This window comes from Streptomyces sp. NPDC008086 (genome assembly GCF_042957325.1).
GTDB lineage: Bacteria > Actinomycetota > Actinomycetes > Streptomycetales > Streptomycetaceae > Streptomyces.
The window spans coordinates 695,124-709,532 of record NZ_JBIBIA010000002.1; the positions used below are offsets into that span (position 1 = coordinate 695,124).

General features: G+C 70.1%; 11 protein-coding genes. 5 read left to right on the forward strand and 6 right to left on the reverse strand.

Annotated elements, in window-relative coordinates; translation table 11 throughout:
• Nucleotides 1-132 precede the first annotated feature (132 nt).
• A complete protein-coding gene (locus ACFZBP_RS09090) occupies nucleotides 133-1,245 on the reverse strand; it encodes a LacI family DNA-binding transcriptional regulator (RefSeq protein ID WP_383449636.1) in 1,113 nt (370 codons plus the stop codon).
• Between the two features lie 480 nt (nucleotides 1,246-1,725).
• On the opposite strand from ACFZBP_RS09090, the gene hisC reads away from it, so the two are divergent.
• Nucleotides 1,726-2,805: a histidinol-phosphate transaminase gene (hisC, locus tag ACFZBP_RS09095; RefSeq protein ID WP_391411274.1), complete on the forward strand. Its 1,080-nt coding sequence runs from the start codon at nucleotides 1,726-1,728 to the stop codon at nucleotides 2,803-2,805.
• Nucleotides 2,806-2,909: 104 nt separating this feature from the next.
• Here the strand turns inward: hisC and ACFZBP_RS09100 are convergent, their stop codons facing one another.
• Entirely contained in the window at nucleotides 2,910-3,302 is a 393-nt protein-coding gene (locus ACFZBP_RS09100) for a cyclophilin-like fold protein (protein WP_391411276.1), read from the reverse strand.
• Between the two features lie 141 nt (nucleotides 3,303-3,443).
• Between ACFZBP_RS09100 and ACFZBP_RS09105 the strand changes: the two genes are divergently transcribed.
• From ACFZBP_RS09105 to ACFZBP_RS09120, 4 genes are all read left to right on the forward strand, one after another.
• Nucleotides 3,444-4,952: a cytochrome ubiquinol oxidase subunit I gene (locus ACFZBP_RS09105; protein ID WP_383449634.1), complete on the forward strand. Its 1,509-nt coding sequence runs from the start codon at nucleotides 3,444-3,446 to the stop codon at nucleotides 4,950-4,952.
• 20 nt (nucleotides 4,953-4,972) lie between these two features.
• Nucleotides 4,973-5,977 (forward strand): cytochrome d ubiquinol oxidase subunit II, encoded by a 1,005-nt coding sequence (gene cydB / locus ACFZBP_RS09110; protein WP_391411278.1) that lies wholly within the window; start codon nucleotides 4,973-4,975, stop codon nucleotides 5,975-5,977.
• 12 nt (nucleotides 5,978-5,989) lie between these two features.
• Nucleotides 5,990-9,514, forward strand: coding sequence for a thiol reductant ABC exporter subunit CydD (gene cydD, locus ACFZBP_RS09115; protein ID WP_391411280.1), 3,525 nt, complete (start codon nucleotides 5,990-5,992; stop codon nucleotides 9,512-9,514).
• A 142-nt stretch (nucleotides 9,515-9,656) separates the two neighbouring features.
• Nucleotides 9,657-10,739, forward strand: coding sequence for a peptidoglycan DD-metalloendopeptidase family protein (locus tag ACFZBP_RS09120; RefSeq protein WP_391411282.1), 1,083 nt, complete (start codon nucleotides 9,657-9,659; stop codon nucleotides 10,737-10,739).
• Between the two features lie 17 nt (nucleotides 10,740-10,756).
• Here the strand turns inward: ACFZBP_RS09120 and ACFZBP_RS09125 are convergent, their stop codons facing one another.
• From ACFZBP_RS09125 to ACFZBP_RS09140, 4 genes are all read right to left on the reverse strand, one after another.
• Nucleotides 10,757-11,617: a Cof-type HAD-IIB family hydrolase gene (locus ACFZBP_RS09125; RefSeq protein WP_391411284.1), complete on the reverse strand. Its 861-nt coding sequence runs from the start codon at nucleotides 11,615-11,617 to the stop codon at nucleotides 10,757-10,759.
• 129 nt (nucleotides 11,618-11,746) lie between these two features.
• On the reverse strand, nucleotides 11,747-12,649 hold the full coding sequence (locus ACFZBP_RS09130) for an LLM class flavin-dependent oxidoreductase (protein WP_391411286.1): 903 nt from the start codon (nucleotides 12,647-12,649) through the stop codon (nucleotides 11,747-11,749).
• Between the two features lie 119 nt (nucleotides 12,650-12,768).
• Nucleotides 12,769-13,317 (reverse strand): RNA 2'-phosphotransferase, encoded by a 549-nt coding sequence (locus ACFZBP_RS09135; protein WP_391411288.1) that lies wholly within the window; start codon nucleotides 13,315-13,317, stop codon nucleotides 12,769-12,771.
• Between the two features lie 122 nt (nucleotides 13,318-13,439).
• Nucleotides 13,440-14,387: a MerR family transcriptional regulator gene (locus ACFZBP_RS09140; protein ID WP_383449857.1), complete on the reverse strand. Its 948-nt coding sequence runs from the start codon at nucleotides 14,385-14,387 to the stop codon at nucleotides 13,440-13,442.
• Nucleotides 14,388-14,409 lie beyond the last annotated feature (22 nt).

Sequence of the window (14,409 nt, forward strand, 5' to 3'; positions counted from 1 at the left end):
GACTCCTGTTCACCGCGGCTTTCGCCCCGATTGGGCCGGGCTTAGGCCGCTCGATGGCCTCGCTCCCGTCACTCCTCGCCCTCGCACCCGCGGCCTCTCGACCTGGGTTCAGCCATCCCGCGGGGCCCGTTTCTACCGTTCCTCGGGCGACCGGGGCGGGCTGACCGTCGTCCGCGGAGGGCGTCGCTGGGACGAGGTACGCACGATCAGCTCGGTCGGTATCACCTGCTCGACCGGGTGGTCCGACTCGACCCCCTCGATGGCGTCGATGAGGAGCTGGACCACGGCCGTGCCGATGCGGCGCGGCTTGAGGGAGAGCGTGGTGATGGGCGGCTCGGTGTTGGCGTACACCGTGGACTCGCTGCAGCACACCAGAAGAAGGTCGTCCGGTACGCGCAGGCCGTAGCGGCGCGCGGCGGCGAGCAGGTCGGTGCCGTTCGGGTCGAACAGGCCGTAGACCGCGTCGGGCCGGTCGGGGCGGGCGAGCAGCCGGTCGGCGGCGACGGCGCCCGCGCACGGGTCGTGCGCCGGGTAGGCCTCGTACACGGGGTCCTGGCCGACGCGCTCGCACCAGCGCAGATACGCGGTGGTCGACAGATGGGTGTACGTGTCGGTCGTGGTGCCCGTCAGCAGTCCGATCCGGCGGGCGCCGGCGTCTGCCAGGTGGTCGAGGATGCCGAGTACGGCGGCCTCGTGGTCGTTGTCGACCCAGGCGGTGACCGGGAGCGAGCCGGCCGGGCGGCCGTCGGAGACGACCGGGAGTCCCTGTCTGACCAGCTCGCTGACGACGGGGTCCTGGTCGGACGGGTCGATGACCACGGTGCCGTCGAGGGCGACGTTCGACCAGACGTCGTGGCGTGAGGTGGCGGGGAGGATCACCAGGGCGTAGCCGCGGGCGAGCGCGGCCGAGGTGGCGGCGCGGGCCATCTCGGCGAAGTACGCGAACTCGGTGAAGGTGAAAGGTTCATCCCCGTATGTCGTCACGGTCAGGCCGATGAGTCCTGACTTGCCGGTACGGAGTGTCCGGGCGGCGGCCGACGGGCGGTAGCCCAGCCGGTCGGCGACCTCGCGGACATGGCGTCGGGTGGCGTCGGGGAGCCGGCCCTTTCCGTTGAGGGCGTCGGAGACGGTCGTGATGGAGACCCCGGCGGCTGCCGCCACGTCTCTGATGCCCGCCCGACCGGGCCGACTGCCTCGACGTGAGGTTTCCGCGCGGCTCACCTGGTGCTTCCCTGCTGCTGTCATGGCGAGCCGATAGTAGGGCTCATTCGGTGGGGTAGTGCGGACGCATATGCAGCCGTTGACAGACACGTTTCTGCAAGGTCATCAGGCATCAAACCCCTTGGAAAGCAAGGGAGTTGAACGATCCAATGGCAAGACGTGACTTGTCGGCACGCATGGGCCTGCCAAGTGCCCGATGTCTCGAAGAGGTCTCAACTCACCTTCACGGGTGATGCGCGCCACGGCGCGAGCCACCGGCGCATAGATATATGTGTGACGCGCCCCCTAATTCGTACGCCTTCGTACGCTGATGCCCCTGATGCAGATGTGACAGCTGGGGTCAGAAGGCCTAGGCAGGACATGACGTGGGCCGGCAGGTGGTCGGCAGGAAGCTCAGCAGATGGGCACCCGCACCTGTACGCATCGGCGCCGAATCCTCATAAGGTGAGAAGTATTGGAGCCGGCGGTGGTGATGGACCGCCGGTGGTCGCGAGGAGGACTGCGGTGAGCGAGACGAGCCCCAAGCTGCGCGCCGAGCTGGAGGGTATCCCCACCTACAAGCCGGGCAAGCCCGCCGCGGCCGGTGGCCCGGTGGCCTACAAGCTGTCCTCCAACGAGAACCCCTATCCGCCGCTTCCCGGCGTGATGGAGACCGTGACGGCCGCCGCCTCGTCCTTCAACCGCTACCCGGACATGATGTGTACGGGGCTGATGAACGAGTTGTCCGAGCGCTTCGGCGTCCCGGCCTCCCACCTGGCGACCGGCACCGGCTCGGTCGGCGTCGCCCAGCAGCTGATCCAGTCCACCGCCGGCCCCGGCGACGAGGTCATCTACGCCTGGCGGTCCTTCGAGGCGTACCCGATCATCACGCAGATCAGCGGTGCCACGTCCGTCCAGGTGCCGCTGACGCCGGGCGATGTGCACGACCTGGACGCGATGGCCGCCGCCATCACCGATCGCACCCGGCTGATTTTCGTCTGCAACCCCAACAACCCGACGGGCACGGTCGTCAGGCGGGCCGAGCTGGAGCGGTTCCTCGACCGGGTGCCCGGCGATGTGCTGGTGGTGCTGGACGAGGCGTATCGCGAGTTCATCCGTGACTCCGAGGTGCCCGACGGTGTGGAGATCTACCGTGAGCGGCCCAACGTCTGTGTCCTGCGCACGTTTTCCAAGGCGTACGGCCTCGCCGGCCTCCGTGTCGGCTTCGCGATCGCCCAGGAGCCGGTCGCGGCCGCGCTGCGCAAGACGGCCGTGCCCTTCGGGGTGAGCCAGATCGCGCAGGAGGCGGCCATCGCCTCGCTGCGTGCCGAGGACGAACTGATCGGCCGGGTCGGCTCGTTGGTGTGCGAGCGCAACCGCGTGGTCGACGGACTGCGCGCTCAGGGCTGGACGGTGCCCGAGACCCAGGCCAACTTCGTGTGGCTGCGGCTGGGGGAGCGCACGGTCGCCTTCGCTCAGGCCTGTGAGCAGGCGGGCGTGGTGATCCGACCGTTCCCGGGCGAGGGTGTGCGGGTGACGGTCGGGGAGGCCGAGGCGAACGACATCTTCCTGAAGGTGGCGGAAGGGTTCCGCAAGGAGCTGTAGGGCTCGGTCAGAAGGAGCTGTAAGGCTCGGTCAGCAGGAGCTGTAGGGCCTGTCAGGAAGAGCTTTAGGACTGTCGGGAGGAGCTGTAGGGCTCCGCCGGCAGGTCAGGCGTCCACGAGTTCCACGCGCACGGGATCGCCGGCGCGGACGGTCGCCAGCAGTCGGGGGTCGCCGTCGAGGTGGCCGAGGACATTGCACGGGCTCGCGAGGCGGCACTCGTCGCCTCGCGAGATCGGTGTGGGTCCGTAGGGGAGGGCGAGCGCGTCGCCGTCCGTCCAGAAGGCGACCGTGCCCGGCTCGACGACCTGGCGGGCGCTGGTTTCACGTGGAACGGCGATGCCCGTGTCGAAGTAGACCTCCTCGCCCCAGGTGCGGGCGGTGGAGACGAGGGGCAGGGCCTTGGCGAGGGCCTGCGCGGTCGGGGTGTCGTCGAGGGTCGCGGTGAGGTGTCCCGCGGGCCAGGAGATCCGTATGTGTGTCGGCGTCGGTGTCTGCATGCTGCTGATTCAACAATATGTTGAAGGTCGCGCCAAGGGTTTGGTCCCAGGAGGGACCCCCCTTTGAGGGCACGGAGAGGGGTGCTGCATAATTGCTTGTGAATGTGAACGCTTTCACAAGCGGTAGTAAGGAGCGGCGACGTGGACCTGGCTTTGGCGCCGGAGACTCTGGCGCGCTGGCAGTTCGGTATCACCACCGTCTACCACTTTCTGTTCGTCCCCCTGACGATCTCGCTGGCCGCCCTCACGGCCGGCCTGCAGACCGCCTGGGTGCGCACCGAGAAGGAGAAGTACCTCAGGGCGACGAAGTTCTGGGGCAAGCTCTTCCTGATCAACATCGCGATGGGTGTGGTCACCGGCATCGTGCAGGAGTTCCAGTTCGGCATGAACTGGTCCGACTACTCCCGTTTCGTCGGTGACGTCTTCGGTGCACCGCTGGCCTTCGAGGCCCTGATCGCCTTCTTCTTCGAGTCGACCTTCATCGGCCTGTGGATCTTCGGCTGGGACAAGCTGCCGAAGAAGATCCACCTGGCCTGTATGTGGATGGTCTCCATAGGCACGATCCTGTCGGCGTACTTCATCCTCGCGGCCAACTCCTGGATGCAGCACCCCGTCGGCTACCGGATCAACGAGGCGAAGGGGCGGGCAGAGCTCACCGACTTCTGGCTCGTCCTGACCCAGAACACGGCGCTCGCCCAGGCCTTCCACACCCTCTCGGCCGCCTTCCTCACCGGTGGCGCGTTCATGGTCGGCATCTCCGCCTTCCATCTGCTGCGCAAGAAGCACATTCGCGAGATGAAGACGTCGCTCAGGCTCGGCCTGGTCACCGTCGTCATCGGCGGCATGCTCACCGCGATCAGCGGCGACGTCCTCGGCAAGATCATGTACGAGCAGCAGCCGATGAAGATGGCCGCCGCCGAGGCCCTGTGGGACGGCGAGGCGCCGGCGCCCTTCTCCGTCTTCGCCTACGGCGATGTCGACAAGGGCCACAACAAGGTCGCCATCGAGATCCCCGGCCTGCTGTCCTTCCTGGCCAAGGACGACTTCAGCTCGTACGTCCCCGGCATCAACGACATCAACAAGGCCGAGCAGGAGAAGTACGGCCCCGGCGACTACCGGCCCAACATCCCCGTCGCCTACTGGGGCTTCCGCTGGATGATCGGCTTCGGAATGACGTCGTTCGCCATCGGTCTGCTCGGACTCTGGCTGACGCGCAAGAAGTTCTTGCTGCCGCAGCACCTGAGGGTCGGCGACGACGAGGTGCCGCATCTGGTGCTGCTGCCGAAGAAGGCCCTCGGCCCGAAGCTCACCAAGTGGTACTGGCGCATCGCGGTCCTGACCCTGGGCTTCCCGCTGATCGCCAACTCCTGGGGCTGGATCTTCACCGAGATGGGCCGTCAGCCATGGGTCGTCTACGGGGTCCTGCGCACCCGCGACGCGGTCTCCCCCGGTGTCTCCCAGGGAGAGGTCCTCACCTCGATGATCGTCTTCACCGCGCTCTACGCCATCCTCGCCGTCGTCGAGGTCAAGCTGCTCGTGAAGTACGTCAAGGCCGGCCCGCCCGAGCTCACCGAGGCCGACCTGAACCCGCCCACGAAGATCGGCGGCGACTCCCGTGACGCCGACAAGCCGATGGCCTTCTCGTACTAGGCCGAGGGAGCTGCACAGTCATGGAACTTCACGACGTCTGGTTCGTCCTGATCGCCGTCCTGTGGATCGGCTACTTCTTCCTGGAGGGCTTCGACTTCGGAGTCGGTGTCCTCACCAAACTGCTCGCCCGCAACCGGCCCGAGCGGCGGGTGCTCATCAACACCATCGGCCCGGTCTGGGACGGCAATGAGGTGTGGCTGCTCTCGGCGGGCGGCGCCACCTTCGCGGCCTTCCCCGAGTGGTACGCCACGCTCTTCTCGGGCTTCTACCTGCCGCTGCTGGTCATCCTGGTCTCCCTGATCGTCCGGGGCGTCGCCTTCGAGTACCGGGCGAAGCGGCCCGAGGAGAACTGGCAGCGCAACTGGGAGCACGCCATCTTCTGGTGCTCGCTGATCCCGGCGTTCCTGTGGGGCGTGGCCTTCGGCAACATCGTGCGAGGCGTGAAGCTCGACCAGAGCCATGAGTACGTCGGCTCTGTGCTGGACCTGCTCAACCCGTACGCGCTCATCGGTGGTCTGGTGACGCTGACGCTGTTCACCTTCCACGGTGCGGTGTTCACCGCGCTCAAGACCGTCGGGGAGATCCGGGAGCGGGCGCGGAAACTGGCTCTGTGGGTCGGCCTGGTCGCGGCCGTGCTCGCACTGATCTTCTTGCTGTGGACGCAGATCGAGAACGGCGACGGCAAGAGCCTGGTCGCGCTCGCCGTGGCGGTGGCAGCGCTGGTGGCGGCCCTGGTGGCGAACCAGGCCGGGCGTGAAGGGTGGTCGTTCGCCTTCTCCGGCGTCACCATCGTGGCCGCCGTGGCGATGCTCTTCCTGACGCTCTTCCCGAACGTCATGCCGTCCTCGCTCAATGACGAGTGGAGCCTCACGGTCACCAACGCCTCGTCGAGCCCGTACACCCTGAAGATCATGACCTGGTGCGCGGTGATCGCCACGCCGATCGTCATGCTCTACCAGGGCTGGACCTACTGGGTCTTCCGCAAGCGGATCGGTACGCAGCACATTGCTGAAACCGTGCACTGAGGTGTGTTTCACGTGAAACCAATCGACCCGCGTCTCCTCCGGTACGCCCGTGCCACCCGCCTCTTCCTGATCGCGGTCGTCGGCCTGGGTGCCGTCGGTGCGGCACTGGTCATCGCTCAGGCGATGCTCATCGCCGAGGCGGTGGTCGGGGCGTTCCAGGACGGAATGTCCGCAGCCGAACTGCGCACTCCCCTGCTGCTGTTGGTGGCTGTCGCCGTCGGCCGCGCGGTGGTGGCATGGCTCACCGAGCTCGCGGCTCACCGTGCGAGCGCGGCGGTGAAGTCGGAGCTGCGGGGGCGGCTGCTGGAGCGGGCGGCCGCACTGGGGCCCGGCTGGCTGGGCGGACAGCGGACGGGATCGCTGGTCGCCCTGGCCACACGTGGGGTCGACGCCCTCGACGACTACTTCTCGCGCTATCTCCCGCAGTTGGGGCTCGCGGTCGTCGTGCCCGTGGCGGTGCTGGCGAGGATCGTGACCGAGGACTGGGTCTCGGCCGCGATCATCGTCGGCACCCTCCCGCTCATCCCGATCTTCATGATGCTGATCGGCTGGGCCACACAGTCCCGGATGGACCGCCAGTGGCAGCTGCTGTCCCGGCTGTCCGGGCACTTCCTGGACGTCGTCGCCGGACTGCCCACCCTGAAGGTGTTCGGGCGGGCCAAGGCGCAGGCCGAGTCGATCCGGCGTATCACCGGCGAATACCGCAGGGCGACCATGCGGACCCTGCGGATCGCCTTCATCTCCTCCTTCGCGCTGGAGCTGCTCTCGACGCTCTCGGTGGCCCTGGTCGCCGTGACGATCGGCATGCGGCTCGTCCACGGCGACATGCATCTGTACGACGGCCTTGTCATCCTCGTGCTGGCGCCCGAGGCGTATCTGCCGCTGCGCCAGGTGGGCGCGCAGTACCACGCGGCCGCCGAGGGGCTGTCGGCGGCCGAGGAGATCTTCGAGGTGCTGGAGACTCCGGTGCCGGCGTCGGGCACCGCGACGGTGCCGACGGGGGCGGTGTCCTTCGAAGGCGTCGCGGTCCGTTACCCCGGGCGGCCCGTCGATGCCGTGTCGGGTGCGTCCTTCGCCGTCGAACCCGGTGAGACGGTCGCGCTCGTCGGGCCGAGCGGCGCGGGCAAGTCGACGCTGCTGAACGTGCTGTTGGGGTTCGTCCGGCCGACCGAGGGCCGCGTCCTGGTCGGGGGAGCCGATCTCGCCGAGCTGGACCTCGACGAGTGGCGCTCGCGTATCGCCTGGGTTCCGCAGCGGCCGCATCTGTACGCCGGGACGATCGCCGAGAACGTACGGCTGGCGCGTCCCGCCGCGGACGACGCCGCGGTCCGCCGGGCGCTGGTGGACGCCGGGGCGCTCGCGTTCGTGGACGCGCTGCCCCAGGGTGTCGACACCGTGCTGGGTGAGGACGGGGCCGGGCTGTCCGCAGGGCAGCGGCAGCGGCTCGCGCTGGCCCGGGCGTTCCTCGCGGACCGGCCCGTCCTGCTCCTCGACGAGCCGACGGCCGCCCTCGACGGGGCCACCGAGGCCGAGGTCGTGGAGGCCGTGCGGAGGCTGGCGGTCGGGCGGACGGTGCTGCTCGTGGTGCATCGGCCGGCGCTGCTGGGCGTCGCCGACCGGGTGGTGCGGCTGACGGAGGCGGAGGCGCCCGAGCAGGCGAGCACGCCGCCCAAGGCGTCCGTGTCCGTCGGCCGACCGATCGAGCCGGAAGGGCACGACGGCCCCACTGAGGACAGCGCCCTGACCGCTCCGCTCGACGTCGAGGCCGTGTCCCCCGCGGCGGGCCGGCGAGGTGCCCTCGCCCGCGTCCGTGCCATGTCCGGTCCCCGGCGCGGTCGCCTCGCGCTCGCGCTGTTGCTCGGAAGCCTCGCACTCGGCAGCGCCGTCGGGCTCATGGCCACCTCCGGGTGGCTCATCTCACGGGCCTCCCAGCAGCCGCCCGTGCTGTACCTGATGGTGGCCGTCACGGCGACGCGGGCCTTCGGTATCGGACGGGCCGTGTTCCGGTACGCCGAACGCCTGGTGTCCCATGACGCGGTGCTGCGGATGCTGGCCGACACCAGGGTCGCCGTGTACCGCAGGCTGGAGCGATTGGCACCGGCAGGGTTGCGGCGCACCCGGCGGGGCGATCTGCTGGCGAGGCTCGTCACCGACGTGGACGCGCTCCAGGACTACTGGCTGCGCTGGCTGTTGCCCGCTGCTTCCGCGACCGTCGTGTCCGCCGCGGCCGTCGGCTTCACCGCATGGCTGCTGCCCGAGGCCGGCGCCGTACTCGCGGTCGGGCTGTTCGTCGCCGGCGCCGCAGTCCCGCTCGTCACAGGTGCCGTCGCCCGACGCGCCGAACGCAGGCTGGCCCCTGCCCGAGGGCTGCTCGCGACGCGCGTGACGGATCTGCTCACCGGCACCGCGGAGCTGACCGTCGCCGGCGCCCTGCCCAGCCGTACCGCCGAAGCGCGGCGGGCCGACGGGACGCTCACCCGGATCGCCTCCCGGGCCGCCACCGCGACCGCGCTCGGCGACGGACTCACCGCGTTGATCTCCGGGTTCACCGTCGCCGCCACCGCTCTCGTGGGCGCCCAGGCGGTCGCCGACGGACGGCTCGGCGGTGTCGCGATGGCCGTCGTCGTCCTCACCCCGCTGGCCGCCTTCGAGGCCGTCCTGGGCCTGCCGCTCGCCGTGCAGTACCGGCAGCGGGTGCGCAAGAGCGCTGAGCGCGTGTACGAGGTGCTGGACGCGCCCGAGCCCGTACGGGAGCCCGAGCGGCCCCGGCAGGCGCCCGCGTCGCCCTTCCCGGTCGCCGTCAGGGACCTGACCGCCCGCCATGCGGGCCAGGACCGGGACGCGCTCGCCGGCCTCGACCTGACCCTGGAGGAGGGCCGCCGGATCGCCGTCGTCGGATCCTCCGGGTCCGGCAAGACGACGCTGGCGCAGGTGCTGCTGCGCTTCCTCGACGCCGGCGTGGGCTCGTACACGCTGGGCGGCGTGGACGCGTACGCGTTGGACGGCGACGACGTACGGAGGCTCGTCGGGCTGTGCGCGCAGGACGCGCACCTCTTCGACAGCTCCGTGCGCGAGAACCTGCTCCTCGCCAAGAAGGACGCCACCGACGCGGAACTGCGCGACGCGTTGAAACGCGCCCGGCTGCTCGACTGGGCCGACGGGCTGCCAGACGGGCTGGACACGCTCGTGGGCGAGCACGGGGCACGGCTGTCGGGCGGGCAGCGGCAGCGGCTCGCGCTGGCCCGCGCCTTGCTCGCCGACTTCCCCGTACTCGTCCTCGACGAGCCCGCCGAGCATCTCGACCTGCCGACCGCCGACGCCCTCACCGCCGACCTGCTGGCCGCCACCGAGGGCCGTACGACGCTGCTCATCACCCACCGGCTGGCCGGGCTGGACGCCGTGGACGAGGTGGTCGTGCTGGAGCAGGGGCGGGTGGTGCAGCGAGGGGCGTTCGCGGAGCTGGCCGCGGTGGAGGGGCCGTTGCGGACGATGGTGGCGCGGGAGGAGGAGGCCGACCTGCTGGTGGGGGCGGCGTAGCGACCGCGCTTGGTGCTCCGGCGCTTCCGCGCTGCTACCGGAGTCGCGTCAACCGCGGTACTGACCCATCCGCAGCAACTCGTCCCCCAGGCGTACGACGTGAACAAGGCCCCGACCCGATCCGCGGGCCAGGATCGCTGGCATGCGCTCACATCGCCGTCGCCTCCTGGTCGTTCCGGCGCTGCTGTGCGCGATCGCCTCTCTCGTCGCCCGGCCCGTCGACGCCGTCGGTGACGGCAAGGGCGGCCCGAACCGCCATGGCACCGGAACGGGCGGGGACTCGGTTCTCAGCGCGCAGGTGGTGCAGCTGTACGAGGACGCGGCGCTGGCGACGGAGCGGTACGAGGCGGGACGCCAGGCGGCCGAGGCACAGCGGGCGGAAGCGCTGCGGATCGAGAAGCTCCTGGAACGGGAGCGGCGGGAGATCGGCGTCCTGCGCGAGGACCTGGGCCGGCTCGCGCGTGCCCAGTACCGCAGCGGCGGCGGGTTGCCGCTCACCGCGCAGATCGTCCTCGCGACGAGCCCGGACCAGCTGATGCGCGGCCAGCACGTGTTCTCGCAGGTGAACCTGGCCGTCGGCAATGCCATCGAGAAGAGCCGCCGCGCCGAGGACCGGCTCTCCCGGGACGAGGCCAGGTCAGCGGCGGCGTGGCAGTCGCTGGACAAGCGCAACACCGAGCTCGCCCGGATCAAGCAGGGCATCGAGGACAAGCTGGAGAGGGCGCGGTGGCAGTTGCAGGGACAGGCCGACGCCTCCGTGGCGGCCGGCTCCTGCCCCGGTGCCGTTCGGCTCGACCAGAAGAAGACGGACCGTGAGAGCGCGTGGGTCACGCCGGTGGAGACGTACGAGCTGTCCGCCGCGTTCGGCAGCGGCGGTCGGCGGTGGGCGCACCGGCACACCGGGCAGGACTTCGCGGTGCCGATCGGTACGCCCGTGCGCGCCGTCGGGAGCGGCCGGGTGGTCAAGGTGACGTGCGGGGGCGCCTTCGGTATGGAGATCGTCGTCCGGCACGCGAACGGCTACTTCACGCAGTACGCCCATCTCGCGTCCGTCGCCGTGGACCAGGGCGAGCGGGTCGACACCGGGCAGTGGATCGGTCAGTCGGGCACGACCGGCAACTCCACCGGCCCGCACCTGCACTTCGAGGTGCGGGTCACACCGGAGATGGGCTCGGCGGTGGATCCCGTGCCGTGGCTGACGGAGCGGGAAGCGCCGGTCGGCTAGGCCGGGCCCTGGCGCCGTTACGCCAGCAGTTGTTCGATCACGACCGCCACACCGTCGTCGTTGTTGGCGACCGTCCGCCCCGACGCGGCGGCGATCACATCCGGGTGCGCGTTGCCCATCGCGTACGACTGGCCCGCCCAGGTCAGCATCTCGACGTCGTTGGGCATGTCCCCGAAGGCCACGACCTCCTCGTGCGAGATCCCGCGCTCGGCGCAGCACAGGGCGAGCGTGCTGGCCTTGGAGACGCCGGGGCCGCTGATCTCCAGCAGGGCGCTGGGGCTGGAGCGGGTGACGTTGGCGCGGTCGCCGATGGCGAGACGGGCAAGGGTGAGGAAGGCGTCGGGGTCGAGGGACGGGTGGTAGGCGAGGATCTTGAGCACCGGCTCGCCGGCCCCCGGGGCGTCCGGCGCCAGGAGGTCCTCGGCCGGCGCGAGATTGTCCGGTATCTCCATGTGCAGCTTGGGGTAGTCCGGCTCCTGGTAGAAGCCGTAGGTCTGCTCCACCGCGTACACCGTGCCCGGAGCCGCGTCCCGCAGCAGCCGTACGGCCTCCAGCGCGTTCTCCCGGGCCAGCTCCCGGACCTTCACGAACCGGTGGGCGCCGGGGCCGCCGTGCAGGTCGACCACGGCGGCGCCGTTGCCGCAGATAGCCAGACCATGGCCGTGGACGTGGTCGCTGACGACGTTCATCCAGCGCGCCGGGCGGCCGGTGACGAAGAACACCTCGATGCCCGCCTCCTCGGCGGCGGCCAGCGCGGCGATCGTGCGGGGGGAGACGGACTTGTCGTCCCGCAGCAGGGTGCCGTCCAGGTCGGTGGCGATGAGCCGCGGGCGGACGGCGGCCGCCGGGGTCTGGGGCTGTCGAGTCGCTGAGGTCACCGGCTCATTCTCCCGCATATGCCTGCACGACCGTGCGGGAGTCCGCACATCTGAGGGGCTGCCTGAGGAGAAACCGCCCCTGACGACACCGCTCCCAACGCCCTGACCAGCACTGTCATACCCGTCGCCTCACCGCAGCTGCGCCGCCGCCTCCATGGCGATCTGCTCGAAGACCTTCTCGTCGGCCGCGAAGTCCGAGTCGGGGATCGGCCAGTGCACGACGATCTCGGTGAATCCCAGCTCCTGATGGCGCCCGGCGAAGTCCACGAACGCGTCGAGGGACTTCAGCGGGCGGGCGCGATCCGGGGTGAATCCGGTGAGCAGGACCTTGTCGATGGCGGCCAGGTCCCGGCCGATCGCGGCGCACGCGTCGGCCAGCCTCTCGACCTGACCGCGAATGGCCTGAACCGACTGTTCAGGAGTGCCGTTCTCGTACAGCTTGGGGTCGCCCGTGGTCACCCAGGCCTGCCCGTACTGCGCCGCGAGCCGCAGCCCGCGCGGCCCGGTCGCGGCCACCGCGAAGGGCAGCCGGGGGCGCTGCACACAGCCCGGGATGTTGCGCGCCTCGTGCGCCGAGTAGAAGTCGCCCTCGTAGGACACCGAGTCCGAGGTCAGCAGTCGGTCCAGGAGCTGCACGAACTCGGCGAACCGGTCGGCCCGCTCGCGAGGCGACCACGGGTCCTGGCCGAGCACGGTGGCGTCGAAGCCGGAGCCGCCCGCGCCCACGCCGAGCGTGAAACGGCCGTCGGAGATGTCGTCCAGCGAGATCAGTTCCTTGGCGTAGGGCACCGGATGCCGGAAGTTCGGCGAGGTGACCAGCGTGCCCAGCCGCAGACGGTCGGTGACGGCAGCGGCAGCGGTCAGTGTCGGCACCGCGCCGAACCAGGGACCGTCGCGGAAGCTCCGCCAGGACAGATGGTCGTAGGTGTACGCGGCATGGAAGCCGAGCTCCTCCGCGCGCTGCCATGCCTCGCGGCCCCCTTCGGACCAGCGGCGGTACGGGAGGATCACGGTGCTCAGGCGCAGACTCATATGGCCGAGCCTATGCGGCCGAACGGGTTTCACGTGAAACAGTCACCACGCGCGGCCGCCCCGCCACGGAGCGAGGCCGATGGGGAAGCGGTAGGGCCGATGGGGAGCGGTAGGGAAGATCAGTGCGACTCGGGGAAGCGCAGATACTCGGGTGGCACGGCCTTCGTCAGCCACACCCCGTTCGCGCTGACGTGGAAGACATGGCCGTCGCGGTGCATGGCCCCGGCGTCCACGGAGAGCACCACGGGGCGGCCGCGCCGGGCGCCGACCCGCGTAGCGGTCTCCCGGTCGGCGGAGAGGTGTACATCGTGCCTGTTCATGGGCCTGAGGCCGGCGCTGCGAATCGCGTCCAGGTTGCGGGCCACGGTGCCGTGGTAGAGGTACGGCGGCGGCGTCGCGGGGGCCAGTCCGAGGTCGACGTCGATGCTGTGGCCCTGGCTGGCGCGGATCCGGGAGCCCTCGATCGCGAAGCGCTGCTTGTCGTTGGCGGCCACCACCTGGTCCAGCTCTTCCCGGGTGAACCGGAATCCGTGCGCGGTCGCGGCGGCGATCAGTGTGTCGATCTCGACCCAGCCGCCGTCGTCGAGAGTGAGCCCGATGCGCTCGGGCTGATGGCGGAGGTGTTTCGAGAGGTACTTCGACACCTTCACGGTGCGTCTTTCGTCCATGCCACCAGCCTGCCGGGAGAGGCACGAATCACGCGAACGATTTCGCTCCGGATGTTTGATCCACAACCAAGTAAGGTTATCCACAGGGGAATTGGCGATTCTGTGGACAACGAGCCGTGCATTCAAGGGGTTTCGTCAAGATCAGCCGATGAGCTGTGATTTGCGGCGAGCCGGTCCAAGGTGCGGGCGCGCACCTCGCGTTCAGCGGCCAGGGCGACGAACGCCGCGGCCTGCTGGGCGCCAACCAGGGTCTCCACGGCCTGCATCGTCTCCTCGGGAACGAGCACCGTTCTCGTCCGATTCCGAAGATCGGACGCCTCTGGGTTCCCCAATTGCTGCCGTAGGTGGCGTACCGCCAACGTGCGCATCGCGCGGGCCAGTTCGGCGTCCACGGTGTGCTGGGCGAGGGGGCGCAGTCGTCGTACGAGAGAGGCCGCCTCGGCCGCTTCCGCGTCCGTCGGGCGATGTGCGCCGTCGAGGTAGCGGGCGAAGACGTGTTCGGTGGTGAACTCCAGGAAACGGGCGGCGATGTGCTCGACCTGTCCCCTCAACTCCCTCAGGTGGGAGGAGATCGCGGACAGCGGTACCCCGGCCGCGTGCAACTCGACCGCCACAGAGAGCTCTTGGGGGCTCGGGACGACGAAGGTGTCCTCGTCGTCGGGGGCCGGCTCCAGCACGCCGAGCTCCACCGCCTCGGCGACCGCCGCGTCGTCGGGGGTGCCGCCGAAGCGCCGGTCCAGCTCGGCGCGTGAGATCCGCACCGCCTCCTCGTCGGTCCAGGGCCCGTCGACCTCGGCGACGAGCCCGAGCACCCCGCCGAGGCCCCGACCGGCGTCCCAGGCCTCCAGGAGCTCCTTGATGGAGGCAAGGGTGTAGCCGCGGTCGAGGAGGTCGGCGATCTGGCGCAGACGGCCGAGATGGGCGTCGGAGTAGAGGTTGGCGCGGCCCCGGCGCTCGGGGCGGGGGAGCAGACCCCGGTCCTGGTAGGCGCGGATGGTGCGGACGGTGGCGCCGCTGAGGTGGGCGAGGTCCTCGATCCGGTAGGCGGGCGGGGGCGGCCCGTCGGCCATGTGGCCGCCCTCACCGCGCTGT